This window comes from Fundidesulfovibrio magnetotacticus (assembly GCF_013019105.1).
GTDB lineage: Bacteria > Desulfobacterota > Desulfovibrionia > Desulfovibrionales > Desulfovibrionaceae > Fundidesulfovibrio > Fundidesulfovibrio magnetotacticus.
This window is the reverse complement of the sequence record NZ_BLTE01000001.1, coordinates 344,614-368,741: the sequence shown is the minus strand read 5'-3', so window position 1 is coordinate 368,741 and position 24,128 is coordinate 344,614. Positions and strand designations below refer to the sequence as shown.

27 protein-coding genes are annotated in these 24,128 nt (G+C 67.8%); 13 read left to right on the top strand and 14 right to left on the bottom strand.

Features of this window, described 5'->3' with window-relative positions; genetic code table 11:
- Positions 1-58: 58 nt before the first annotated feature.
- Positions 59-874 carry a helix-turn-helix domain-containing protein gene (locus NNJEOMEG_RS01770; RefSeq protein ID WP_173080683.1) on the bottom strand — a complete coding sequence of 272 codons (816 nt, stop codon included), beginning with the start codon at positions 872-874 and terminating at the stop codon, positions 59-61.
- 91 nt (positions 875-965) lie between these two features.
- On the opposite strand from NNJEOMEG_RS01770, the gene NNJEOMEG_RS01765 reads away from it, so the two are divergent.
- On the top strand, positions 966-1,322 hold the full coding sequence (locus tag NNJEOMEG_RS01765; protein WP_173080682.1) for a hypothetical protein: 357 nt from the start codon (positions 966-968) through the stop codon (positions 1,320-1,322).
- 197 nt (positions 1,323-1,519) lie between these two features.
- The gene (locus NNJEOMEG_RS01760) at positions 1,520-2,914 is read left to right on the top strand and encodes a diguanylate cyclase (RefSeq protein ID WP_173080679.1); all 1,395 of its coding nucleotides are present in this window, start codon (positions 1,520-1,522) and stop codon (positions 2,912-2,914) included.
- 192 nt (positions 2,915-3,106) lie between these two features.
- Here the strand turns inward: NNJEOMEG_RS01760 and NNJEOMEG_RS01755 are convergent, their stop codons facing one another.
- From NNJEOMEG_RS01755 to NNJEOMEG_RS01715, 9 genes are all read right to left on the bottom strand, one after another.
- Positions 3,107-4,357: an HD-GYP domain-containing protein gene (locus tag NNJEOMEG_RS01755; RefSeq protein ID WP_173080677.1), complete on the bottom strand. Its 1,251-nt coding sequence runs from the start codon at positions 4,355-4,357 to the stop codon at positions 3,107-3,109.
- Between the two features lie 143 nt (positions 4,358-4,500).
- Positions 4,501-5,106, bottom strand: coding sequence for a hypothetical protein (locus NNJEOMEG_RS01750; protein WP_173080675.1), 606 nt, complete (start codon positions 5,104-5,106; stop codon positions 4,501-4,503).
- 156 nt (positions 5,107-5,262) lie between these two features.
- A complete protein-coding gene (locus NNJEOMEG_RS01745) occupies positions 5,263-6,057 on the bottom strand; it encodes an HAD-IIB family hydrolase (protein ID WP_173080673.1) in 795 nt (264 codons plus the stop codon).
- Between the two features lie 7 nt (positions 6,058-6,064).
- Complete coding sequence (phnE, locus tag NNJEOMEG_RS01740) at positions 6,065-6,862, bottom strand: phosphonate ABC transporter, permease protein PhnE (protein WP_173080671.1); 798 nt, start codon at positions 6,860-6,862, stop codon at positions 6,065-6,067.
- Positions 6,855-7,640 (bottom strand): phosphonate ABC transporter, permease protein PhnE, encoded by a 786-nt coding sequence (phnE, locus tag NNJEOMEG_RS01735; protein WP_173080669.1) that lies wholly within the window; start codon positions 7,638-7,640, stop codon positions 6,855-6,857. The genes phnE (NNJEOMEG_RS01740) and phnE (NNJEOMEG_RS01735) overlap by 8 nt, the downstream gene beginning before the upstream one ends.
- Positions 7,637-8,419: a phosphonate ABC transporter ATP-binding protein gene (phnC, locus tag NNJEOMEG_RS01730; protein ID WP_235956791.1), complete on the bottom strand. Its 783-nt coding sequence runs from the start codon at positions 8,417-8,419 to the stop codon at positions 7,637-7,639. The genes phnE (NNJEOMEG_RS01735) and phnC overlap by 4 nt, the downstream gene beginning before the upstream one ends.
- Before the next feature lie 18 nt (positions 8,420-8,437).
- Positions 8,438-9,439, bottom strand: coding sequence for a phosphate/phosphite/phosphonate ABC transporter substrate-binding protein (gene phnD / locus NNJEOMEG_RS01725; protein ID WP_173080665.1), 1,002 nt, complete (start codon positions 9,437-9,439; stop codon positions 8,438-8,440).
- Between the two features lie 348 nt (positions 9,440-9,787).
- The gene (locus tag NNJEOMEG_RS01720) at positions 9,788-11,422 is read right to left on the bottom strand and encodes a glycerol-3-phosphate dehydrogenase/oxidase (protein WP_173080663.1); all 1,635 of its coding nucleotides are present in this window, start codon (positions 11,420-11,422) and stop codon (positions 9,788-9,790) included.
- Positions 11,423-11,434: 12 nt separating this feature from the next.
- Positions 11,435-12,382 (bottom strand): sugar-binding transcriptional regulator, encoded by a 948-nt coding sequence (locus tag NNJEOMEG_RS01715; RefSeq protein WP_173080661.1) that lies wholly within the window; start codon positions 12,380-12,382, stop codon positions 11,435-11,437.
- Between the two features lie 751 nt (positions 12,383-13,133).
- Between NNJEOMEG_RS01715 and NNJEOMEG_RS01710 the strand changes: the two genes are divergently transcribed.
- Positions 13,134-13,541 (top strand): response regulator, encoded by a 408-nt coding sequence (locus NNJEOMEG_RS01710; protein ID WP_173080659.1) that lies wholly within the window; start codon positions 13,134-13,136, stop codon positions 13,539-13,541.
- Positions 13,542-13,599: 58 nt separating this feature from the next.
- On the opposite strand, the gene NNJEOMEG_RS01705 is transcribed toward NNJEOMEG_RS01710, so the two are convergent.
- The 4 genes from NNJEOMEG_RS01705 to NNJEOMEG_RS01690 all read right to left on the bottom strand — a co-directional run bounded on the left by NNJEOMEG_RS01705 (position 13,600) and on the right by NNJEOMEG_RS01690 (position 16,263).
- Entirely contained in the window at positions 13,600-14,499 is a 900-nt protein-coding gene (locus NNJEOMEG_RS01705; protein WP_173080657.1) for a hypothetical protein, read from the bottom strand.
- Positions 14,500-14,519: 20 nt separating this feature from the next.
- Positions 14,520-14,864, bottom strand: coding sequence for a hypothetical protein (locus NNJEOMEG_RS01700; protein WP_173080655.1), 345 nt, complete (start codon positions 14,862-14,864; stop codon positions 14,520-14,522).
- Between the two features lie 92 nt (positions 14,865-14,956).
- Positions 14,957-15,475, bottom strand: a complete 519-nt coding sequence (locus NNJEOMEG_RS01695; RefSeq protein WP_173080653.1) for an adenylyltransferase/cytidyltransferase family protein — start codon at positions 15,473-15,475, stop codon at positions 14,957-14,959.
- Positions 15,475-16,263 carry a YkgJ family cysteine cluster protein gene (locus NNJEOMEG_RS01690; RefSeq protein WP_173081196.1) on the bottom strand — a complete coding sequence of 263 codons (789 nt, stop codon included), beginning with the start codon at positions 16,261-16,263 and terminating at the stop codon, positions 15,475-15,477. Before NNJEOMEG_RS01690 ends, NNJEOMEG_RS01695 begins: the two co-directional genes overlap by 1 nt.
- Positions 16,264-16,373: 110 nt before the next feature.
- On the opposite strand from NNJEOMEG_RS01690, the gene NNJEOMEG_RS01685 reads away from it, so the two are divergent.
- The 10 genes from NNJEOMEG_RS01685 (at position 16,374) to NNJEOMEG_RS01640 (ending at position 24,124) form a co-directional block, all read left to right on the top strand.
- Entirely contained in the window at positions 16,374-16,796 is a 423-nt protein-coding gene (locus NNJEOMEG_RS01685) for an ATP-binding protein (RefSeq protein ID WP_173080651.1), read from the top strand.
- A gap of 3 nt (positions 16,797-16,799) precedes the next feature.
- Positions 16,800-17,138: an STAS domain-containing protein gene (locus tag NNJEOMEG_RS01680; RefSeq protein WP_173080649.1), complete on the top strand. Its 339-nt coding sequence runs from the start codon at positions 16,800-16,802 to the stop codon at positions 17,136-17,138.
- A 5-nt stretch (positions 17,139-17,143) separates the two neighbouring features.
- Positions 17,144-17,746, top strand: a complete 603-nt coding sequence (locus NNJEOMEG_RS01675) for a hypothetical protein (protein ID WP_173080647.1) — start codon at positions 17,144-17,146, stop codon at positions 17,744-17,746.
- The gene (locus tag NNJEOMEG_RS01670) at positions 17,743-19,464 is read left to right on the top strand and encodes a dynamin family protein (protein ID WP_173080645.1); all 1,722 of its coding nucleotides are present in this window, start codon (positions 17,743-17,745) and stop codon (positions 19,462-19,464) included. Before NNJEOMEG_RS01675 ends, NNJEOMEG_RS01670 begins: the two co-directional genes overlap by 4 nt.
- A 62-nt stretch (positions 19,465-19,526) precedes the next feature.
- On the top strand, positions 19,527-19,844 hold the full coding sequence (gene rpsF, locus NNJEOMEG_RS01665) for a 30S ribosomal protein S6 (protein WP_173080643.1): 318 nt from the start codon (positions 19,527-19,529) through the stop codon (positions 19,842-19,844).
- A 3-nt stretch (positions 19,845-19,847) separates the two neighbouring features.
- The gene (rpsR, locus tag NNJEOMEG_RS01660; protein ID WP_173080641.1) at positions 19,848-20,108 is read left to right on the top strand and encodes a 30S ribosomal protein S18; all 261 of its coding nucleotides are present in this window, start codon (positions 19,848-19,850) and stop codon (positions 20,106-20,108) included.
- Between the two features lie 19 nt (positions 20,109-20,127).
- The gene (gene rplI / locus NNJEOMEG_RS01655; protein WP_173081194.1) at positions 20,128-20,640 is read left to right on the top strand and encodes a 50S ribosomal protein L9; all 513 of its coding nucleotides are present in this window, start codon (positions 20,128-20,130) and stop codon (positions 20,638-20,640) included.
- Positions 20,609-22,063: a replicative DNA helicase gene (gene dnaB, locus NNJEOMEG_RS01650; RefSeq protein WP_371865434.1), complete on the top strand. Its 1,455-nt coding sequence runs from the start codon at positions 20,609-20,611 to the stop codon at positions 22,061-22,063. Before rplI ends, dnaB begins: the two co-directional genes overlap by 32 nt.
- A 28-nt stretch (positions 22,064-22,091) precedes the next feature.
- The gene (locus NNJEOMEG_RS01645) at positions 22,092-23,387 is read left to right on the top strand and encodes a phenylacetate--CoA ligase family protein (protein ID WP_173080639.1); all 1,296 of its coding nucleotides are present in this window, start codon (positions 22,092-22,094) and stop codon (positions 23,385-23,387) included.
- A gap of 200 nt (positions 23,388-23,587) precedes the next feature.
- Positions 23,588-24,124 carry a DUF456 domain-containing protein gene (locus tag NNJEOMEG_RS01640; RefSeq protein ID WP_173080637.1) on the top strand — a complete coding sequence of 179 codons (537 nt, stop codon included), beginning with the start codon at positions 23,588-23,590 and terminating at the stop codon, positions 24,122-24,124.
- The last annotated feature ends 4 nt before the right edge of the window (positions 24,125-24,128 follow it).

The window sequence follows — 24,128 nt, the reverse complement described above, 5'->3', positions numbered from 1 at the left end:
GAGAGAATACGAAAGGCGGCCCCGCGAGGGGCCGCCTTATTTGTTGCGCCGCAGGGCTTCAGACGAGTGCCGCCGCTTTGGTGAACAGAAGTTTTGTCGCTTCATCTGACGGGTGGAGCGATTCGATGCGCAGCTCCTGGGTCGCGGCGTCGAGAGGCGTTCCCAACGTGGTGATCATTGTGATGAAACTCAATGGCGTCGGCTTGTGTTCAAACATGAGCGGCAATACGGGGAGGTCGTTGAGACTTGGTTCATTAACCTCCGGGGTGTTGCGAAACAAACCGTTACAGGTATTGTAAAGCGAAAAAAGTCTTGCATCCTGATGGAATGACGCTTCACTCTTCAATCTGTCCAGCATGAACCTGCCGACACGAGGCCAGTCTATGATGCGGTTGCAGAGGCCATCTTCTGAAAATGTCAAGAGGTATACGTTCGTGTATTTCTTGAGGGCGTCTGCTCCTGTCAGTGACGCGACAAGTCTGGCGTATCCAGAGTTTTTCATCTTTATATTGTATGCAGAGTCGACAACAAATGCAGGAAGAGGTTCGTGGGTGTCCAGCAGACGCTGCAACGCTTGACGGATGGTTGTCATAGATTCAGCGTCAAAGGGTAAAGGCTCGCGTTCAAGCGTGTGCCCCGCCATCGTCAGCAACGCGTTGCGATGCCTGAACGGCATGTTCAATGATTCCGCGATGCGAATGATAAGTTGACGACTCGGTCTGGATTTGCCGGTCTCCACGAAACTCAGGTGTCGCGCGGACGTATCAATGTTGAGCGCAAGGTCCATCTGGCTGATTTTCCTGTTTTTTCTCCAAAGGCGTATGGTGTCGCCGATGCTCCCCCCCTTGGAGGGAAGGTCATGGGAGGTGGTCATGTCATTTACCTTGTAGGTAATGGATTGTTTGCTCCCAAGGAGGCTACACTCGCCTTTGTCGTGATGCAAACAATCAGTCGGGAGGATGGCCATGAATGCTTTTCGCGTATTGCTGATGTGTCTGGTTGGGTTTATTGTTCCGTATACTGTTGCCGTGGTAGGCAGGAGAGGGTGGGGTTTTATCGATGTTTTCTTCGGAGATATATATGATCTGAGCTGGGCTGGTCAGTTCAATGCTGATTTCACGAGTCTTCTTGTACTTTCAGCGATTTGGATGGCGTGGCGTAATAGGTTCTCATCATATGGAATACTGCTCGGAGTCCTTGGTCTGTTAGGAGGCATTTCCGTGCTCGCTCCCTATCTGATATATTTGAGTTTCTCTGGGAATGGTGATGGGGCAAGAATGTTGCTTGGTGAAAGGTATGATCAAATGATCCTTCCTAAATGAACGGAGCAGGTGCCTCGTGCATTGACTTCCCTCCCCCCCGTCCCCTAGAAGGAATAATGCACTCGCTGGTCTGTCCGCGCGCCAAGTCTTACGCGCCGCGAGGCCCCCTCGCCGCGAGCGTGCCTTTAGCGGTTGCTCCGTCCCTGCTTCCGGCACGTGGCCCCCGTCGTGCGCGCTTCGCGCCCCCTGGTGGCGGCATGCCCCGCCTCTCCTGGCGCGCCTTCGCGCTCCTTGCCGTCCTTGCCCTCCTTCTCTGCCTCGCGCCCGGCCCATCGCTGGCCCAGGTCTACACCGAGGTGGAGCAGGACTACATCCGCTCCCTGGGCCGCGTGACCCTCTGCGTGGACCCGGACTGGGTTCCCTTCGAGCGCATCAACCCGCAGGGCCAGCACGAGGGCATCGCGGCGGACCTGGTGGCCCTGGTGGGCCGCCGCGCGGGCATCGAGTTCGAGCTGACGCGCACCAAGGACTGGGACGAATCCCTGGATGCTTCGCGCCAGGGCCTCTGCCGGGTCCTGAGCTTCCTTAACCAGACTCCCAAGCGCGAGGAATGGCTCGTCTTCACCCAGCCGCTTTTCAGCGACCCCAACGTCTTCATCACGCGCGAGGAGCACGCCTTCATCAGCGACCCGGCGGGGCTCACGGGCGAGTCCATCGTCTTCCCCAAGGGCACCGCCATGGAGGAGCGCATCCGGCGCGACTACCCCAACCTGCGCGTGCTCGTCACCGACACCGAGGAGGAGGCCATCGCCATGGTCTCGGACCGCAAGGCCGACATGACCATGCGCTCGCTCATCGTGGCGGCCTACACCATCAAGAAGGAAGGGCTCTTCAACCTCAAGATCGCTGGGCAGCTGCCGGGCTACGCCAACCAACTGCGCATGGGCGTGGCCAAGAACGACCCCATGCTGCGCGACGTGCTCGACCGGGCCATCCGCACCATCACCCCCCAGGAGCGCGAGCAGATCGTCAACCGGCACGTCTCCATCAACGTGCAGACAGGCGTGAGCAAGGCGCTCATCTGGCGCGTGGGCGCGGGCGTGGCGGCGCTGCTGGTCCTGGCGGCGGTCTGGAACTGGCGGCTGCGCAGGCACAACGAGGAGCTGACGCGCCGCTCACTCACCGACACCCTCACCGGGCTGCCCAACCGCCTGAAGATGAACGAACAGTTCGCCCGGGAGCTGGAGCGCGCCAGACGCTACGCCCGCCCGCTGTCCATCGTGATGCTGGACCTGGACAGCTTCAAGTCCGTCAACGACGACCTGGGCCACCTCATGGGCGACCGTGTCCTGGTGGCCGTTGCGCGCGCGGCCCAGAACAGCCTGCGCGGCACGGACATGCTGGGTCGCTGGGGCGGGGAGGAGTTCCTGATCCTCTGCCCCGAGACGGGCCCCCAAGAGGCCCTGGTGGTGGCCGAACGCGTGCGCCTGGCCGTAAAGGGCAGCGCCTTCGAGAGCGGCAGGCCCCAGACCGTGAGCGCAGGGGTGGCCTCCGTGCGCGAGGCGGATTCCGCCGACGACCTGCTCCACCGCGCCGACAAGGCCCTCTACGAGGCCAAGCGCGCCGGACGCGACAGGGTCTGCCAGGGCTGAACGGCGGGTCCGCAACCGTCCCGCATCCGTCGGCGTACGAAGGCGTACGCCCGACCCGGGCCCCCCGAGTCCTGCCCGCGTCGCGAGGCCGGTCGCCCGGCCTCGGCGAGGAGTGACGCGTCGCCCAAGCCCTGCCCGGGCCGGCCGCCGCCTTGGGAGCCGTTCCCCCAGCCGAGGTTTCCCCGAGCCCCGCTAGCCGAACAGCGCGCGCACTCTCGCCCGCAGGAGCGTCCTGAGCGTGCGCTCGTCCATGGTCCGTTGGGCTTCGTGAAGCTCCGGCGCGATGGCCAGGAAAGCCTCCAGGCAGTCCGGGTCGAAATGCGTGCCGCTGCCCTCGCGCAGGATGGCGAGGGCCGTCTCGCAGGAGAACGGTTCCTTGTAGGGGCGCCTGGAAGTGAGCGCGTCGAACACGTCCACGATGCAGAAGATCCGGGCGGTCTCCGGGATGTCGCGCCCTTTGAGGCCCCGGACATATCCCGAGCCGTCGAACTTTTCGTGGTGGAATTCCACCACGTGGACGGCCTCCTTCAGCCATTGGTAATCGCTCAGGATGTCCACGCCGTGGGCCACGTGGGTGCGCATGACGGCGAATTCCTCCTCCGTGAGCCTGCCGGGCTTGAGCAGGATGGCGTCGCTGATGGCGATTTTGCCCACGTCGTGCAGGAACGCGCCCTTGACCAGTTCCTGAAGTGTCGGCCTGTCCAGGCCCAGGCGTTCGGCCAGGGCGATGGCCTGGAGCGTGACCCTGTAGTTGTGCTCGCTGGTGTCGCTGTCGCGCTTGGCCACGGCGTTGCCCAGCGATTCCAGCGCGCCGATGTTGGCCTCCAGCAGCACACCGGCGTAGTCGAGCACGCGCCGGTTGAGGGCCAGGATCACGGGGTAGAGCGCCAGGGTGGTCACGAAGACCACGGCAACGACCTTCAGCAGGGAAAAGGCCATCTGCTCCCGGATGCGGGCAAATTCGGCCTCCCCCACCGCGTAGATGCCTTCGAAATACCCGGCGACGCTCCCATCGACAGCCAGCGGCGCGGCAACCCGGAGGTAGAGGCGTCCCTGGTGTTCGAGCTTGCGGTACCTGGGCGCGTCGCCCAGCAGGTCCTGGTGGGCGAGTCTGTTGAACTGTTCCTCGATGGAGGCGGCTTCGGGCTTCGTCACCTCAACCAGGGGCTTTCGGTTCGCGTCGTAGAACTCGATGATCATGAAGGCGCTGGTCATCAGGTGTTCCCGGGCGCCGGCCTCAAGGCGGCGCAGGTCGCCGTCGCGCACGTAGCGCACCTCATCCTCCCGGAAGTGGCTCGATTCCTCCAGGGCCAGACGCAGGACGTGCTCGTCCACCTTTTCAAGCTCATAGTAGTAGTCGAAGGCGCAAACCACCGCCGACAGCAGGACGAACACCAGCAAGAGCCTGGCGACAAGCATCCGATGGATCGAGGCCTTGCGCATGCCGACACTCCTTCGTCCGGTACCTGGATGGGACCTTGGCCAACTTCACGCGCCAAGCGGCGGAAGATGGCATCCTGTCATAACAGCGGGCTGCGGACCAGCAGGGATTGCGCCGGATGCGCCCTGGCCCCGCGCGGACCGGGTCAGGGCCGTCGCGCCAGGGCCGTCTTGTTCATGCGGGCCAGGTCCAGGAGCACCTTGCGGGCGGCGAGGTCGTAGATGCAGTGGAACCCGCTCAGCAATTCGCCTGTTTCGAGCATTCCCGTCAGGCGCAGCAGCAGCGCCCCGGAGTCGCCCGACCAGGAGAGGGCGGCGGTGTAGCGGTTGGCGAAGACCTCGGGGCCGGGCACGCCCAGGCTCCGGGCGCAGGCCTTCCAGGCGGGCGTGTCCACGTCCGCGTCGAGGCGGGCGTACTCCAGGTCGCGCCGACGCTCGAACACCAGCACCACGGCGCGGTCGCTGGATTCCCAGTCCACCAGGGCGATGCGGCTGTCGTCGGGCGAGAAGACGGCGTCGAGATCGCGCGGGAAGCGGTGGAGCAGCCGCCGTTGCCCGTCGCGGCTCGAGACCAGCCAGGCCTCGTTCTTCTCGGGGATGCGCGTGATTTCGATCCTCAGTTGGCCGGAAGGGGAATGCAGGATGTCCCCCGGGGCAGGGGTCTGGGCCGCCAGGGGCGCGGCCAGGGAGAGGGCCAGGACGAGGAGGGCGGGCAGGGCCAGGAAATTCGGGGCAAAGGTGCGAGGGTGCATCAGGGCCTCCGGGGTGGAGGTGCCGGACCGGAGCGCACGAGGCGGAGGCCCCGCCCGCGCGCACGTGAACGCCTGCCGGTGACGCTTGGGACCAGGAGCGATGATCGAGCGATAGGCCGCTTCGCCGCGCGGGTCAACAGGACGGAGGGCTCGCGCTCAGCGCGCCGAGACCAGGGCGCGGGCCAGCTCCGCGAAGCCTTCGCCGCCGCGCGCGCCGGTCACGTAACCGGGCAGGGCCTCCATGTGGTCCTTGAGGTCCAGCACGTTGGCCACGCCCACGGAGTTGGGGAAGAAGGCGAACATGGGGGCGTCGTTGGGCGAGTCTCCAGCGAAGACCACCTGCTCGCGCACGGCGTCCAGGTCTTCGCCCAGGACCTCGCGGAAGAAAAGGCGGGTCATGGTGAGCTTGTCGTAGTCGCCGAACCAGCCGTTGACGTGGATGGAGCTGATCTTGGCCACGGCCCCGGCGGCCTCGAAGAGGGCCTTGATGCGCTGGACCTCCTCCATGGGCAGGGGGGGCACGTCCTCGCGGAAGTCGATGGCCAGGTCGGCCTCGCGGTAGGCCTGGTCGGCGGAGACGGCGGCCCCGGGCACGGCGGCCAGGATCTCGCCCTTGAGCCGCTCCAGGGCCCGGGCGTCCCGGGCGCGCTGGTCGGCGTCGCGGTGGTGGCGGCGGATCATGCGCCGGGCGGCGGGGTCGTAGCGGAAGTAGAAGGCCCCGTTCTCGCCCACCACGCCGTCCACGGGCCACATGCGGGCGATGTGGTCGCACCAGCCTGCCGGGCGGCCGGTGATGGGGACCACCACCAGCCCGGCCCCGCGCAGGTCCTCCAGGGCCTGGTACGCCACGCCGGGCAGGCGGCCTTCGGTGGTGAGGGTGTCGTCGATGTCGGTGAGCACGAAGCGCACGGCCCGCCGCGTTTCGGCGGGCATCAGGTTGAGCGGGAGCATGGCGGCCTCAGATCATGCGTTCGCGGATCTTGGTGACGAAAAGCTCCGCCAGCACCACCACGGCGAAGATGCACAGGAGCACCAGCGACACCTGGGTCCAGCGGAACATGTTCATGGCGTTCTCCAGGGAGACGCCGATGCCGCCCGCGCCCACCAGGCCGATCACGGCGGATTCACGCACGTTGATGTCCCAGCGGAAGAGGGCGATGCCCCAGAACGCGGGGGCCACCTGGGGCCAGTAACCCTTGATGAGGATGCTGGTCCAGGGCGCTCCGGCGGCCTTGAGGGCCTCGATGGGGCCGGGCTTGATCTCCTCCAGGGCCTCGCCCAGGAGCTTGCCGCAGAAGCCGATGGAGCGGAAGGCGATGGCGGCCGTGCCCGCCAGCGCGCCGGGGCCGAACACGGCCACGAAGAGGATGGCCCAGACCAGGGTGTTCACCGTGCGCGAGGACACCAGGATGAACTTGGCGATCCAGTTGAGCACGGGCGCGTTGACGATGTTCTTGGCGGCCATGATGCCCACGGGAACGGCCATGAACAGGGACACGATGGTGCCCAGGGTGGAGGTGTTCAGCGTTTCGATGAGGGCGGTGTGGATGTCCTGCTTGTGGTAGGCCGCGAAGTCGACGGGCCACATGCGGCGCAGGAGGTCCGCCACCTGTTTGGGGGCGTCCAGGAGGAAGTCGGGGATCACCTCCACGGTCTTGAGCGAGAAGACCAGCAGGGCCGCGGCCCCCAGGTAGACCGCGAAACGGGCCAGCCGCTGCGCGCGCGTGAAGCGCTCCCAGTGTCTGTGTTCAGTCATTGAAGGTCGCCTTGATCCTTACGGCCAGGTATTCGCCCACCATGATCAGGCCGATGATGGCGAGCAGGATGGTGCAGAGGAAGTCGTAGTCGAAACGCTGGAAGGCCGCGAAGAGCGTGCCGCCGATGCCGCCCGCGCCCACCACGCCGATCATGGTGGAGTTTCGCAGGTTGGAGTCGAACTGGTAGGTGGCGAAGCCGATGAAGCGGTTGAACACCTGGGGCAGCACGGCGTAGGTGAGCACGCTCATGAAGGGCGCTCCGGCGGCCGTGACGGCCTCCACGGGCTTGAGCGAGATCTCCTCGATGGCCTCCGCGAAGAGCTTCCCCACGAAGCCGATGGAGGCGAACACCAGGGTGAGGATGCCCGCCAGGGGGCCGAAGCCCACGGCCTTCACGAAAAGGATGGCGAAGATCACCGGGTGGAAGGAGCGGCTGATGGCGATCACTGCGCGCGCGGGCCAGGTGAGCCACCCGGGCATGAGGTTGCGCGCCGAGAGCAGCCCCAGGGGCAGCGAGAGGGCGATGCCCACGGCCGAGGCGATCACCGCGATCTGCACCGTCTCCACGAGGTTGTCGAAGAGCAGGCCCAGGCGTTTGGAGCTGGGGGGGAACAGCTCGGCCAGGAATTTCGCGCCCGTGTGGAGCCCCGTGACGAAGCGCTCCCAGGTGATGGAGAGCTCCGAGACGGCGTAGGCGCAGTAGACCAGCAGCAGCAGAAAGCCGAACCTGGCCCACCAGTTGGGCTGGAAGGGCGTGCGAAGGGCTGCGGCGCTCATGCCAGCCAGTCCTCTCCGCCGTAGATGGCCTTGAGGTCGCTTGTCGTCAGCTCTCCGGGGGGGCCGTCGAAGACCACCACGCCCTGGGAGATGCCGATGATGCGGTCGCAGAAGCGCTTGGCCAGCTCCACGTCGTGGATGTTCACGAGCATGGGGATGTCGCGCTCGCGGGAGAACTGGCGCAGAAGCTCCATGATCTCCACGGAAGTCTTGGGGTCGAGCGAGCTGGTGGGCTCGTCGGCCATGATGATGTCGGGCTCCTGCATGACGGCCCTGGCGATGCCCACCCGCTGGCGCTGGCCGCCGGAGAGGCTGTCGGCGCGCTGGTTGTAGAAGTCGCCCAGGCCCACGTGGTCGATGAGCGCGAAGGCCTTGTCGATGTCTTCCTGGGGGTATTTGCGCAGCCAGGCCTTGAAGGGCGAAATGTAGCCCAGGCGGCCGCAGAGCACGTTCTCGATCACCGAGAGGCGCTCCACCAGGTTGAACTCCTGGAAGACCATGCCGATGTGGCGTCTGGCGTGGCGCAGGGCCGTGCCGGAGAGCCCGGCCACGTCCTGCCCGGCCACCACGATGCGCCCGGCCGTGGGCTCGATGAGCCGGTTGATGCAGCGCAGCATGGTGCTCTTGCCCGAGCCCGAAGGCCCGATGATGCCCAGCGTGATCGCTCCCTCAACCTGGAAGGAGATGCCCTTGAGCACCGGCTTGCCGGAACGGTAGGCCTTCTCCAGGTTCTCCACCGAAAGGGAACGGGGCCTGGCCCCGTTCCCTGCGTTGTTCATGGTGCTGCTCATGGATTCCTATTTCTTCTTGGCGGCGGCTTCTTTCTCTTCTTCCTTGCGCATGCCTTCCTCGGTGTAGGTCACGCCCTCCGCGTCGTTGATTTCGCGGATGACGGCCCAGTCCTTCTGGTAGGTGACGGGGTAGAAGCGGTCCGCGCCGTCGAAATTCTTCTTCATGGCTTCGGTGAAGCGGTAGGAGTTGAAGGCGTCCTGGATCTTCTTGGCCAGGTCGGGGCAGAGCTGGCTCCAGTAGCCGAAGGAGGAGGTGGGGAACGTGGCGCTGCGGTAGATGATGCGCAGGGCGTCCTTGTCCACTCGACCGGCTTTGACCATGCGGTCGTACACGTCGGAGGCCACGGGGGCGGCGTCGTAGTCGCCGTGCACCACACCCAGCACGGACTGGTCGTGCTTGCCGGAGTAGACCACGGTGTAGTCCTTGTCCGGGACGAGGCCCAGCTTGGGGAACAGGGCGCGGGGGGCCATGTTGCCGGAGTTGGAGGAGGCCGAGGTGTGGGCGATCTTCTTGCCCTTGAGGTCTTCAAGCTTCTGGTAGGGGCTGTCCTTCTTGACCACCATGATCAGGTTGTAGCCCTGGAATTCCTTCTCGTAGCCCTTCACGGCGATGGGCACGTAGCCCGCCAGGTTCACCGCGAAGCAGGTGGGGCCGGTGGAGAAGCCCGCGATGTGCAGCCTGCCCGAGCGCATGGCCTCCACCTCGGCGGCGTTGGACTGCACGGAGTAGTACACCACCTTCTTGCCGGTGGCCTTGGAGAGGTACTCCTGGAAGTCGGCGAAGAGATCCTTGTAGACCGCCGGGTCTTCCACCGGGGCGTAGGTGAAGACGAGGGTGCCGGGGTCCTGACACTTGCCGGCCTTGGGGGCGTCGGCCACAAGGTTCTTGTCGGCGTCGCAGTACTGCTTGTCCAGGGTTCCCCTGTTGGCGCAGTCGTCCTGGGCCTGGGCGGCGGTTGCGCCTAAGAGCACGGTCAGAAGCGCTAGGATCGCGAAACGTTTCAGCATGTCCCCTCCTCGTGAAGATGTTGCCCGAACACGGATTCCCTCAAGACAGCCAATGGAGCAGAGCGGCTTCGCCGCCCGTAAGCGACTCGTTCAAACCCCGCCGTCGGGGTGTGTCATCACGCCGGGGTGGCTTCGCCGCCCGTAAGCGTCTCGCGCGGGCCCCGTTTCCGGGGACTGCCGTCAATCTGTGGTGGCAGGGACGCGCACCCGGCCCGGCATGCCCCGCCGCGCCCAAGGAGCGGCGAAAAAACGTAAGCTAATTGAGCCGTCCCGGCAACGCCCAAGGCACGCCCGGGCGTGTGCCCCGACTCATCCGGCCTGTTCGGTGCGCCGGGAGCGGCGCGTCGCTCATGCGGGACTTCCCGCCGCCGGGGCGGAGCGGGCCGCGCCTTCGACCACCGAGGCGATCTCGGCTTGGGTGGCGGCCTCGTCCCAGCCCAGCTCCCTGGCCATGACGGCCGCCGCGGCCGGTGCGGCCTCGCGCGCGTGGGCCTCTTCCAGGAGCCCCAGGGGCAGGCGGCGCGTGAGCACGTCCGCGAGCCTGCCGGCCATCTCCCGGCGCGCGGCGAAGGCCACCTGCGCCAGGATGTAGGGATGCGCCGGGTGGAGGCGGTCCATGAGCCCTTCGGCCTGGCCCAGCGCGGCCACCTGCGCGGCCTCGTCGCCGTGGAGTTCGTGCAGGGCGCGGGCGGTTTCGGGGTCGAGCCCGAAACGACGCGCCAGGGCGCGCCATCCCTGGGGCACGAAACCGCGCGAGCCCAGCAGGCGCAACTCGTGGGTGGCGCACGGCCCGGCGTCCAGCGCAAAGGCCTTCACGGCCGCGTCCACGGCCTCCTCGGCCATGGCGCGGTAGCTGGTCCACTTGCCGCCGGTGATGCTCACGAGCCCGGAGGGGCTTTGCTCGATCACGTGGGTGCGGGCCAGGTCCTGGGTGCCCTGCTTGCCGGGGGCGAACACCAGGGGGCGCAGGCCGCTCCAGGCGGCCAGCACGTCGGAGCGCGCGGGCGGGCGGCGCAGGTATTTGCGGGCGTAGGAGAGCAGGTAGTCGATGTCGCGCTCGCTGGCCTCGGGGTCGCGCTCCACGTCGGCGGGTTCGTCGGTGGTGCCGAAGAGCACGTGGCCCATCCAGGGGATCATGAAGAGCACGCGGCCGTCCTCGGTGGAGGGGATCATGAGCGAGAGCCCCTCGGGGGCGAAGCTCTTGTCCAGCAGGATGTGGATGCCGGAGCTGACCTTGAGCATGTCCCGGGCGGCGGGGTCGTCCATGCGGCGCACGCCGTCGGCGAAGGGGCCGGTGGCGTTGACCACGGCGCGCGCGGCGATGTCCCACGAGTCGCCGGTGAACGCGTCGCGCAGGGTGGCCCCGCGCAGGCGTCCGTTCTCCTTGAGGAGCGCCGTCACCTCCACGTGGTTGGCGCAGGCCGCGCCGTGGTCCTGCGCGGTGCGGGCCAGGGCCACGGCCATGCGGGCGTCGTTGAACTGGCCGTCGCGGTAGGTCACCGCGCCCACCGCGCCGGAGAGGTCCAGCTGGGGGAAGAGCTTTTGCGCCTTGCCGCGCGTGACGAAGGCGCTGCGGCCCAGGCCCAGGCGTCCGGCCAGGAGGTCGTAGAGCACCAGGCCCGCGAAGACGTAGCCCGCCTGGACCCAGGAGGTCACGGGGGTCATGAGCCGGATGGAGTGGGCCAGGTGCGGGGCGTTGCGCAGGAAGAGCCCGCGTTCGCGCAGGCCCTCTCGCACCAGGGCGAACTGTTCGCGGTCCAGGCCCAGTACGGCCTTTTCCAGGTAGCGCACGCCGCCGTGCACCAGCTTGGTGCTCTTGCTGCTGGTGCCCTGGGCGAAGTCGGACTGTTCCACCAGGGCGGTGTCGAGCCCGCGGGTGGCGGCGTCCAGGGCGACGCCGCAGCCGGTGGCGCCGCCTCCGATCACCAGGATGTCGAAGGGGCGGGGGGCTTTGAGCCGGGCGAGGGATTCTCTTCTGTCCACGGGGTGCCTTTGTCAGCGGTTGAGCAGGTTCTGGGCGGTTTCGGCGTCGGTCACGAAGACGTGGACGTAGCCCCGCCCGAGGATGGCGTGCAGGATGTTGAGCTTGGCCAGCCCCCCGGACACCAGCACGATGTGCGGCGCGCGCAACAGTCCGGTGAAGTCCGGGGACATGCTGCAGGCGTTGAGGGGGTGGTCCACTGGGTCGCCCTTGTCGTCCAGGAAGCGCCCGAAGAACTCGCCCACGGCCCCGGCGCGGGCCAGGGAGGCGCGCTGGTCGGGCGTGATCACGCCCAGGGCCAGGTTGGTGGCCTGGGAGGTGAGGTCGCCCGAGGCGGTGAGGATCATGTCCACCTGGAGGGCTTCCTCGTAGAAGGTGCGGAAGAGGTCCTGCCCGGCGATGGTGTCGCGCACCTGGGGGGAGGAGACGAACATGGGCGCGGCCAGGTGGTTGCAGGTGCGCGCCTGGAAGCGCCGGGCGAACATGGCGGTGGAGTCGAAGGGGTTCACCGGGCTTCGGGGCACCCCGCCGTAGAGCGAGCTGATGGAGATGTCGCGGTAGGCCCGTACGGCGATGCCGTTGATGGCCTCGCGCATGGTTCTGCCCCAGCCGACGCCCAGGGACTGGCCGTCGCGCAGGGCGCGGGAGACGTATTCTCCGGCGGGGCGTCCGATGGCTTCGTAGAGGCGTTCGCCGCCGTGCTCGGGCGTTGGGGCCACGATGGCCCGGATGAGGCCGAAGCGGCGCACCAGGCGGCCTTCCAGGTCCACGCACTCGCGGAAGGGCGTGTTGATGGACACCGAGATGAGCCCGGACTCGCGGCCCATCTGGAGCAGGCGGTTCACCTTGAGCCGGGTGACGCCCAGGCGCTCGCCGATCTCGGCCTGGGTGAGATCCTCGTGGAAATAGAGCCAGGCCGCGCGGGAGAGGAGCTGTTGTTCGTGTTCGTCGGCGTCCTGCATACTTTTGCCCGATTGGATTTCAGAAGTTTGCTTACGGACGGAACTCTAACATTTTTGTGCGCAGTGTAAATACATTTGTCGAAGGGGGCGGGTCCGCGGGGCAAACGGAAACACCCGGCGCAGGTCAGGCGGGCAGGAGGGGCAGGAGGGGCAGGACGGGGAGGAGGGGCGCGCCGTGCACGTCCGCGCCGCAAGGGGGGATCCCGAAAACCTCTGGGGCGTAGGTCAGCGGTCGCGTCGGCGCACGTTGTCGCGCCAGGGGTTCAGGGGGGCGCAGCACCCCTCGCCCATGGCCAGGAGCTCCCGGAAGCGGGGGGTGTCGGAAAGGCGGCAACGGTAGAGCCCCAGGGGCTGGTCCCAGAAGAGCTCCGGGCAGCGCTCCCGGTAGCCGTGCAGGATGTGCGACTCGCCGCACTGGGCGTCCAGGCAGCACCAGCCGCAGCCCGTGCAGGGCCGGGAGGTCAGTTGCGAAGCAGCATGTCTGCCTGTTCAGCTGGCCTGCGGGTCGGCACTGGCCGACGGGCCGCCCCGGGGCTGAGGGGGGGCGTGTGGAGAGGGTGCTTTTTCATGCCGTCAGGTTACCCCTCGGCGGGAGGTATGGCAACCATTCCGGACGGAGGCGTCCAGTCGGCATTCCTGTAGCCAAAGAGTAGGGTTCTCCCTACTGGACTTTCCAGGAAGAGATGCCCATGGGTAGAAAAACCGATTGATCTGTTTCGCGGCAAATCCCAGGGAGGCCCCTTTGCGCGTCATGGTGCTGGATAACGACGACGAGACCGCCCTGAGGCTCACGCGCATGCTGCGAACCCTCGGCCACGACCCCTTCGTGGCGGAGGCCCGCTACTATCTCGAAGACCTCCAGGAGCACGGGCCTTTCCATCTCGTCATCACCGAAATCTTCCTCAAGGACATCTCCGGGCTCCAGGTCGTTTTGGGCGTGAAAGGCCTCGACGCGTCCATCAAGGTGGTGGCCATGTCCGGGGGTGCGCCTCCCGCGCTCTCCGACGACTATCTCGACTACGCCCGCGAGTTCGGGGCCGATGCCGTGGTGCGCAAGCCCCTGGACGTCGAGCGCCTGGACGCCCTCCTCGCCGGAATCGGACAGGCGGACGGTCCGCACCGCCGCCCGGACGCCTCCGTCACTTCCCGCATCGTCTGACCCCTTCCCGCCGCGCCTCCCTCCTCCGGGACGCGCTCCGTCCGGGCACGCGCGGCGTTCAATCCTCCAGGCCGGAGAGCAGTTCCGCCATGGACCATGCGTCGTGGCCCGATCCCAGGTCGCGTTCGCCCAGGCCTGCCACGGCCCAGGCAGGGCCGCCCAGCACGGCCCGGCAGACCGCGTCCAGGCGCGCCAGTTCCTCGCGCAGGGCCTCGGGGTGCAGGTGGGAGAGGCGCACGCCCCGGGAGGCCATCACCTCGAAGCTCGACGCGGCCAGGGCCTTGCGGAAGTCCTGGGCCTGGCGCAGGCGCGCGGAGAGTTCGTGGTATTTTGCGGCCAGGGCCTGGTGGGGCGTGGGGTCGTCGCCGCGTTCCTCCAGGAAGCGCACGGCCCAGGCCAGGACATCGCCGTCCGGGGCCTCCAGGCGCTCCAGCAGAGCGCTGAGGAAGAAGACGCGCGGCGACGTGTAGTCCGGGCGCGCGGCGCGAAGCAGGGCCTTGAGCCGCCAGGCCGGACGGCCTGGAAAGCGCCGGTCCAGGATGCGCGTCAACTCTTGGGGCGGGGTGGCCTCGGGGTGCAGCCGGAGGGTGAAGGCCCGGGCGCTTTCCGCGTCCAGGTCCAGCGGGGCGCTGCGTCCGTCCGGGAAGAGGGCGGCGGTGCGCGCGGCCCCGTTGGCCACGAGGTCCGTGAGGAGCGGCAGTTCGTCCGTGGTCAGGCGGCAGGCTTCCAGTGCCGGTTCCAGCGCCTCGCGCACGGCGGGGCCGGGGGAGAGGAGCAGGGCGGCCAGGGTGGCCGCTTCGGCGGACCCTGCGTCGGCCAGGACCGATGCCAGGCCTTCGGGGGAATCGTCGCCGAAGGTGGAGCGCAGGGTGTGGAGGGTGTCGTTGTCCTGGGGCAGGCCGTGGTGCAGGAGGTCCAGCACGGCCAGGGCCAGGGATTCGACGCGCGGGGAGGGCATGGCCGCTCCGGAGTGGGCGTTCAGGGCTGGGGCAAGGCCTTGACGAAGAGGTTCAGGTTGCCGAACTTGTCCTTGTAGACGTCGCCATTCAGGGTGACTTCCTTGTTCTTGAAGGCGGCCTGGAAGGCGGCGAGGGATTCCACGGTCACTTCTTCAGGGGTCCAGACGGCGTAGTTGGTGCCGTCGGAGGCCAGAAGCCAGAGCCCTTCGCCGTCCTCTTCGCCCACCACGGCGGTGATGGAGGCCCCGGCGGCCACCAGGGTCATGTCCGGATCGGACTGGGCGGCCGCGCCCGCAGCCAGGAGCGCGAGCAGCAGGGCCGGGAGCGCCGCGCGGCGCGCGAGGTGGAGCAAGATTCGGTGCATGGTGTTTCCTGACATCAAGGAATCCATTTGTAGTTCCAGCAAAGCTGAGCGTCAAGCTTCGCGGCCGCCTGGACAGGAGTTGCCGAGAAGGATCAGGAGCCGGAACGCTCCCTCGCGGGCTCCGCCAGGCTCAGGGCGCGCCGGAGGGTCTCCGTGGTGGAGTAGCCCGGCAGCAGCGGCAGGCTCAGCACGCGGCCGCCCGCGCGCTCAACGGCATCGCGCCCCACGATGGACTCCACGGGCCAGTCCCCGCCTTTGACCAGCACGTGGGGGAGCACGGCCTCGATGAGTTCGCGGGGCGTGGGGGCGTCGAAGCCCGTGACGAAGTCCACGCTGGCCAGCCCCGCCAGCACCAGGGCGCGGTCGGCGAAGGGGGTCACCGGGCGCGAGGGGCCTTTGAGGCCCGTCACGGAGGCGTCGGAGTTGAGGCCCACCACCAGGACGCGGCCCAGTTCCCGGGCGCGGTGCAGCAGGTCCACGTGGCCCGGGTGGAGCAGGTCGAAGCAGCCGTTGGTGAACACGATGCCGCCCCCGGCCCGCAGGGGGGCCAGCCGCTCCAGGAGGGCGTCCAGGGGCAGGATCTTGTCCGCCAGGGCCGAGGAGGGGCGCATCAGGCCTTTTTCCTCAGGTTGTTCTCCAGGCCGAAGAGGGCCAGCTCCAGCCAGTCCATGGCGAAGCGCAGGCGGCGCTCCTCGTCGTCAAGGATGCCCTGGCGGTCTTCGTCGGCCAGTTCCAGGCGCTCCAGCATGCGGGTGTCGCGCAGGAAATCGCGGAAGGCGTCCACGTTGTAGGCGGCCAGGAACACGGTGTTGGCCTGCTTGGGGTTGAGCGTGGCCCCCCGGTCGCGGGCGTGGGCCAGAAGGAGCATGTAGCGGTCGTTGGAGCGGTTGTATTCGGCCAGGTCCTGGTCGTCGAGCCAGGAGGCGGAGGTCCAGTCCCGGGCCTGCTCGAAGCCCCGGCAGTGGGGCTCCCGCACCACGAAGAAGCGCGCCACCACCTCGCCGTCGGGGCCCGTCTTGGTGGCGCGCCCCAGCGGGTAGGTGCGGCACGCGCCAGGGCGGCCGGGGTAGACCGAACACCCCGCCCGGGTGACGAAGGGGCAGGGCAGACCGGGCAGGTCCTCGCGCATGGCCAGACGCAGCATGGGGAAACCCGTGTCCGGGGCCTGGGCCATCACGGCGTGGCGGGCGATGAAGTCCCGGCTGGAAAGCCCCAGCTGGCGGCGCAGGCGCAACACGTCGTAGGGCGTGAGCATGAGCGCCAGGTCGGAGCAGCAGGCGTTGTAACAGGGCACGTCCGGGTGGCAGGCGAAGCGGAAGGGCTCGCCGGGGCGCAGCTCGGGCAGGCTGTCCAGGAAGCGGCTGGCGGCGTCGTGGCCGACGTCGGCGTCTTTGTCCATGCTGTTGGCGTCCATGGACGGGGTGACTACCACCCTCGGCCGCCGCTTGGAAGCGTCAATCGCCCCGGCTCGTTGACAGCGGGCGGTCTTCGTGGAAAACAATGGAAATCATGAGCGAGCGGTTACGGCTCTCCATCGGGAACGACCTGCACGAACTCGAACGTCTGCGCTGCGAAGTGGAGGCCTTCCTGGAACGTGGCGGCGTGTCCGGCCGCGCGGCCTACCACATCCAGCTGGCCCTGGACGAACTGGTCACCAACGTCATCTCCTACGCCTCGCCGCCCGACCGGCCCTGCGGCATCGAGCTGGTCCTGGAGCGCGGCCCCGACGCGGTGGACATGACCTTGGAGGACGACGGCGACCCCTTCAACCCCCTGCAGGCCCCGGAGCCCGACGTGAACGCGCCCCTGGAGGCGCGACCCATCGGAGGCCTGGGCATCCACTTCGTGCGCAAGATCATGGACCAGCTTTCCTACGAGCGCAAAAACGGACGCAACATCCTCTTCATCCGCAAGAAGACCAATCAGGAGTAGACCATGGAATTGATCGTGACCACCACCGGCCCCGTCACCGTGCTCAAGATCGACGGCCGGCTCGACTCCGGCTCCTCCAAGGAGCTCGAGGACAAGGTGATGGGCGTCGTGACCGGCGGAGCGACCAAGGTGGTCATGGATTTCGGAGGCGTGGACTACATCAACTCCAGCGGTCTGCGCGTGCTGCTCATGGCCTTCCAGCACCTCAAGCGCGGCGGCGGCATGCTCCACCTGTGCGACATCAAGGACTACATGCGCGAGGTTTTCGAGATTTCGGGCTACAACGAACTCTTTCCCATCTTCCCCGACCAGGCCCAGGCCGTGGCCGGCTTCAAGGGGTGAGCCCCGTGCGCGCCCTCTTCGCGTCCCTGCTGCTGGCGTGCTGCCTCGCGGGACCGGCCCTGGCCGCCCCCCCGGAACTGGCCGGGGTGCGCCTGGGCAGCAACATCCGCGACCTGGCCGACAAGCTCGACCCCGGCATGGCCGAACCCGAACTGGAACAGGGCTACCTGACCATCCAGGCCATGAAGCCCCTGCCGGGCTACCGCTCGGGCTACGTCACCTACGGCAACTGCGCCCAGCCCGGCCGGGTGGTGCGCGTGAAGATGAACTACGCCGACTCCTCCCGCGAATTCCACGACAAGATCCTGGCGGGACTCAAGAAACGCTACGGCGAGCCCAAGCAGTGGCGCGGCAACGCCTTCGGCAACCTGCGCATCTGGAAATGGAGCCTGCTCGACCCCCATGCCGGGGACGTGTCCATCATTCTTCAGTATTACGACGGCGAGGACGACTCCTTCACGAGGGGGAACTCCCTGCGCATCTCCTCGCGCAGCTGGGTCAAGGAGGAGCAGGACTGCCGCCGCGCGAAGCAGGCTTCCGATACGACCTCCAAAAAGCCGGAGGCCCCGGCCCGTCCCCTGGACCTGGACTACTTCCTGCCCCGATGACCCAGGCAGGCCCCCATCTGCTGGACCCCTCCCTGGCCCAGGCCAGGGCGGGGGTTGCCGGTCTGCTCGAAAAACTGGAGGCCCTGGCCGCGCGCCGCGCCGGAGAGAGCCTCGCCCGCGACGCGGCCTCCCTGCGCCAGGCAGCGGGCGAGCCCTTCCTCTTCGTGGCCGCCGGAGAGGTGAAGGCGGGCAAGTCCAGCTTCATCAACGCCCTGCTGGGCGAGCAGGTCTCCGACGTGGCCCCGGACCCCTGCACCGACCGCATCCTCATGATCGCGCACGGGCCGGGGCGCTCGCGCACGGACGAAGGGCCGCTCAGCGCCCGCGTGGAACTGCCGCACCCCATCCTGCACGGCGTGGCCGTGGTGGACACCCCGGGCATCGACTCCGTGGTGGACCGCCATCAGGAGATCACCGAACGCTTCATCCCCCGTTGCGACCAGGTGTTTTACGCCCTGTCGTCGCTCAATCCCTATTCGCGCGCCAGTTGGGACTTCCTCGGGCTTGTCGCCTCCCGCTGGCGGCGCAAGGTGGCCCTGGTGCTCACCCAGGCCGACCTGGCGACCCCGGGCCAGCTCCAGGTGAACCGCCAGCGCGTGCTGGAACTGGCCAGGGAGCGCGGCCTGGAGGGCGCGCCGCTCTTCGTGGTCTCGGCGGCCCTGGAGGCCGTCCAGCCCGAACTCTCGGGCATGGAGGCCGTGCGCCGCCACATCCGGGAAATGGTCACCGGGGGCGAGCACGCCCGGGCCAAGCTGGCCTCCCTCGCCCGGGGCGGCCTGGCCGTGCTGGAGGGCGTGGAGGCGGCGGGGCTTGCCGTCGCCCAGAGCGTGGAGGCGGACCGCGAAGCCGCCCTGGCCATGCGTGAGCGCATCCGCCAGACCCGCGCTGCCGCGCGCCTGGAGGTGGAGGCCCTGGCAGGGCGCATCAGGCAGCGCTTCGAGCGCACCGGGCAGGGGTATCTGGCCGCCCTGGAGCTAGAGCTTTCCTTCGCCAGCATGTTCCGGCGCAGCGTGCTGGGCTTTTTCCGGCGCTCCTCGGCGGTGCCCTCGCTGCTGGAGGGCCTGGAGCGCACGTTCAGGGAGTCCCTGGAGACGCAGGTGGAATCCCAGGCGCGCGAGGGCGCGGCCGCCCTGAGCCAGCGCCTCGCCCTGGACGTGGCCGCCCTGGCCCGGGACCTGCGCGCCCTGGCCGGGCAGGACCCGGCCGGAAACACGCCCCCCGGCGCCCGGCGGGAGGAGGTGCTCGCGGACGTGGCCCGCGCCCTGGACGCCTTCCTGGACGCCGGGGACGACCCCGTGCGCGTGGACCCGCTGCGCGTTGCCCGCATGGACCCCAGGGCGGCCATGGGCGGCATCATGGTGCTGGCGGGGAGCCTCTTCGTGCTCTCGGTGCAGGGCGTGGCGCTGGACGTGACGGGAGGGCTGCTGGCCGGAACCGGGGCCGCCCTGGCGGGGAGCGTGCTGGCCGTGGGGCGTCCACGCCTGTTGCGCTCGCTGCGGGAGTCGCTGGCGCGCGGGGCTCGCCGCGTGGAGGAGGAGGTGCTGCGCCTGGTGGGCGCGCGCACGGACCAGGCCGCCGACGCCCTCGAAGAGGTGCTTTCGCCCTTCGAGGCCGACGTTGCCGCCCGCCAGGCCGCCCTGGACGAGGCGGCCTCGGAGTGCGCGGCCCTGCGCTCCGGATTTGCCCAGGCCCTTGACACGGCCGGGCGAACAGCCTAACCACTGCGGTTCGCCTTGCTCTTCCCGGCGGGGAAGGGCCATGGACCAAAAGGAGGAAACGCATGCGTAAATACGAGTTGCTGCTCCTGCTCAGCCCCGAGCTGAACGCCGAGAGCAAAAAAAGCCTCGTGGACGGCCTGGTCGCCATCACCGAGCGCGAGAACGGGTCGATCCTGACCGTGGACGACTGGGGAACCAAGGATCTGGCCTACCCCGTGCGCAAGTACGTGCGCGGCCAGTACGTTCGCATGGAGTTCACCGCTCCCCCGACCACCGTCGCGGAGCTGGAGCGCATCGTGCGCATCACGGACGGCATCTTCAAGTTCGTCACGGTGAAGCTGGCCGACAAGGCCGTGCCCGCCGCCGCCCCGGAGGCCTAGACCATGTCCTTCAAGAAGAAATTCACCCCCAAGAAGAAGTTCTGCCGGTTCTGCGCCAACAAGAACCTGCCCATGGATTACAAGCGCCCCGACATCCTGCGCGACTTCATCACCGAGCGCGGCAAGATCATCGCCCGGCGCATCACCGGCACCTGCGCCAAGTGCCAGCGCCGTCTGACCACCGAGATCAAGCGCGCCCGCCAGATGGCCCTTCTCTACTACACGGCCACCCACAGCGCCGACTACCTGAAGAAGATGCAGTAGGAGAAAAGCCATGGCTGTCATGAAACTCATCCTGCGCGCCGACATGGAAAACCTGGGCAAACTGGGCGAAGTCGTCACCGTGAAGCCCGGCTACGGCCGCAATTTCCTTATCCCCCAGGGCCTGGCAATGCTGGCCTCCCCTTCCAATCTCAAAGTCTTCGAGACCGAGCGCCGCAAGCTCCAGGCCAAGATGGACACCCTTCGCTCCGACGCGGAGACCCTGGCCGCCAAAGTGGCCGCGGCCACCGTGGCCATCGAAGTGCGCGTGGGCGACGGCGACAAGCTCTACGGCTCCGTCACCTCCTCCATGATCGCCGACGGCCTCGAAGCCCAGGGCATCGTGATCGACCGCAAGAAGATCGTGCTCGAGGACGCCATCCGCACCCTTGGCGTGCACGAAGTGCCGGTGAAGCTCCACGCTGGCGTCATCGGGACCATCCGCGTGATGGTCTGCCGCCAGGGCGAGAAGCTCATGGACGCCGAACAGCCCGCGGAAGACAGTGGAAGCCCGGCAGCCGAAGCCGAAGCGTAGAACCCGAGGCGGGGCGGGCGGGCAGGACGGCCAGCTCGCCCCGCAGACTTTGGAGCGGGTCGCCGACGACCTGATCCGCCGGGTTCCGCCGCACAGCCCGGAGGCCGAGCAATCGGTGCTGGGCGGCATCCTCATCAAGAATTCGATCCTCCACGAAATCATCGACATCCTGGGCGAGGACGACTTCTACTCGCCCGTCCATCGCGCCATCTATCAGGGCTGCCTGGAACTCGGCCGCAAGAGCGTCGCCGTGGACCTGGTCACCCTCGCCGAAGAGCTGGCCCGCATGGGCAGGCTCGACGAGGTGGGCGGCCCCGTCTACCTGGCCGAGCTGGCCTCCGCCACGGTGAGCGCCTCCAACGCGGTGCACCACGCGCGCATCGTGCGCGACAAGTCCGTGAAGCGCCGCCTCATTTCCACGGCCTCGGACATCATTGAAAAGGTCTTCGAGGGCGCGGAAGAGACCGACGCCCTCCTCGACGCCTCCGAACAGGCCGTCTTCGCCATCTCCGACTCCAAAAAGTCCGGCGTGCTCACCTCCAGCAAGACCCTCGTGGACGAGGTGTTCGTGCAGCTGGCCAAGCGCGTGGAAAACAAGGAGATGGTCACCGGCGTGCCCACGGGCTACTACACCTTCGACGAATACACCGCCGGCCTCCAGCCCTCGGACCTGATCATCATCGCCGGGCGCCCCTCCATGGGCAAGACCGCCTTCGCCATGAACCTGGCCATGCGCGCCGCCTGCATGTACACCGTGCCCACCGCAGTCTTCTCCCTGGAAATGAGCAAGGAGCAGATCATGATGCGCATGCTCTGCTGCTGGGGCAAGGTGGACCTCTCCAAGCTGCGGCGCGGACGCCTGGACGACAACGACTGGGCGCGCCTCTACGAATCCGCCAACGCGCTCTCGCCCGCGCCCATCTTCGTGGACGACACCCCCGCGCTCACCACCATGGAGGTGCGCTCGCGCTGCCGACGCCTCAAGGCCGAACACGGCCTGGGCCTCGTGGTGGTGGATTACCTCCAGCTCATGCGCTCCGCCCGGCGCGTGGATTCGCGCGAGCAGGAGATCTCCGACATCTCGCGCAGCCTCAAGGCCCTGGCCAAGGAACTCCACGTGCCCGTCATCGCCCTCTCGCAGCTCAACCGCAAGGTGGAAGAGCGCAGCGACAAGCGCCCCATGATGAGCGATCTGCGCGAATCCGGCGCCATCGAGCAGGACGCCGACGTGATCATCTTCCTCTACCGGGAAGCCGCCTACAAGAAGAAGGACGAACTCACCCCCGACGACAACGTGGCCGAGATCATCATCGGCAAGCAGCGCAACGGCCCCACCGGCATGGTCAAGCTGCGCTTCTTCAAGGAATCCACGTCGTTCGAGAACCCCACGGACATCCCCCCGCCCTCCGAATACGGCGGCTGAGGCGGGGAACACGCCTTCAGGAGGGCGCATGCGCTACGATCCGGCCGAATTCCTCGCCCGCGACGACATCTCCCGCCTTCAGCTTTCCCGGCTGCGCACCACCTGCGAGCGCGCCGCCCGCTCCCGGCTCTACGCCCGCAAGTTCAGGGAGCACGGCGTCGCGCCCGAGGACATCAAGAGCCTGGACGACCTGCGCCGCCTGCCCTTCACCACCAAGCAGGACCTGCGCGAATCCTACCCCGACGGCCTGAACACCGTGCCTGCCGACCAGATGGTGCGCCTGCACGTGTCGTCGGGCACCACGGGCACGCCCACCGTGGTCTACCACACGGCCTCCGACGTGCGTTGGTGGTCCTCCCTGGTGGCGCGCTGCATGCGCATGGTGGGCATGACCCCCGCCGACGTGTTCCAGAACACCACCAGCTACGGCCTCTTCACCGGCGGCCTGGGAATGCACTACGGCGCGGAACTGCTGGGCTGCATGGCCATCCCCATGGGCGCGGGCAACACCCAGCGCCAGGTGAAGCTCATCCAGGACTTCAAGGTCACGGCCCTGCACATCATCCCCTCCTACGCCCTCTACCTGGCCGACTACCTTGCGCGCCAGGGGCTCGACCCGCGCTCCCTGGGCCTGCGCATCGCCCTGGTGGGGGCAGAGCCCTACTCCGAGGAGACCCGCCGCCGCCTGGAGGACATCTTCGGCTTCAAGGCTTTCAACTCCTACGGCCTCTCGGAGATGAACGGCCCCGGCGTGGCCTTCGAGTGCAGGGAGCAGAACGGCATGCACCTCTGGGAGGACGCCTACCTCTGCGAGGTGATCGATCCCGTCACCCTGGAGCCCGCCCGGCCCGGCCAGGTGGGCGAGCTGGTGCTCACCACCCTGTGCCGCGAGGGCATGCCCATCGTGCGCTACCGCACCCGCGACCTCACCCGCGTGTTGCCCGGGCCTTGCCCCTGCGGCCGCGAGCACCTGCGCATCGACCGCATCACCGGCCGCTCCGACGACCTGATCATCATCAAGGGCGTGAACATCTACCCCATCCAGATCGAGCAGGTGCTCATGTCCCTGCCCGAGGTGGGCCAGAACTACCTCATCGAGCTCACCCGCGAGGGCCACATCGACCAGATCCGCGTGAAGGCCGAAGTGCGCGAAGAGTTCTTCGTGGAAGACATGCGCGCCCTGGCCGCCTTGCGCGAGCGCATCGCCCACCGTCTGCGCGACGAGATCCTCGTGACGCCCAAGGTGGACCTGGTGGAGCCCAACTCCCTGCCCAAGAGCGAGGGCAAGGCCGTGCGCGTGGTGGACCTGCGCGGCAAGGAGTAGGCAGGGGGCCGGTCCGTCGCTGGGCAAGCCCCGGGCTGGCAAAGGGCTTGGCCCTCTGCACTTCCGTGCGGGGGGCAGGGCAGCGCGGGCGGGGACCGACCAGATCGCCACGTCCTCCGGATGGCAGTCGAGGAGCTAGTTCCTCAGACCGCCGGGGCTGACCCGGCACACACCCACACCGTTCATCAAGGAACCTCTCCATGGAATACGTCTGGTCCATCCTCTACATCCTGCTGCTTCTGGGCGTGCTTTCGCTCAACGTCCTGGGCCTGCCCGCCAACTGGGTGATCCTGGCCCTGGCCTGGCTGTGGGACTTCACGCACCCCTCCCTGAACCTGGGCTGGGGCTACTACGCGCCGCTCATCGCCATGGCTGTCCTGGGCGAGGCCCTGGAGTTCGGGGCCCAGTTCTACGGGGCCAAGAAATACGGCGGCACCAACAAGGGCAACCTGGGGGCCTTCATCGGGGCCATAGCCGGGGCCATCTTCTTCGCCCCGTTCCTCTTCGGGTTTGGCGCGCTCCTGGGCGCGGTGGGCGGGGCCTACGTGGGCTGCTACGTGTTCGAGCGCATGCACGGACGGCCCTCCCCCGAGGCGTGGCACGCCGCGCGCGGGGCCATGTGGGGCCGGGTTCTGGGCTTCGTGGTGAAGATCGGCCTGGGCGGGGCCATGGTGGGCCTCGCGGCCCGCGCCGCCTGGCCCGCGGCGAAGCAGGCCGTGGCCGCCCTTGGCTTTTAGCCCG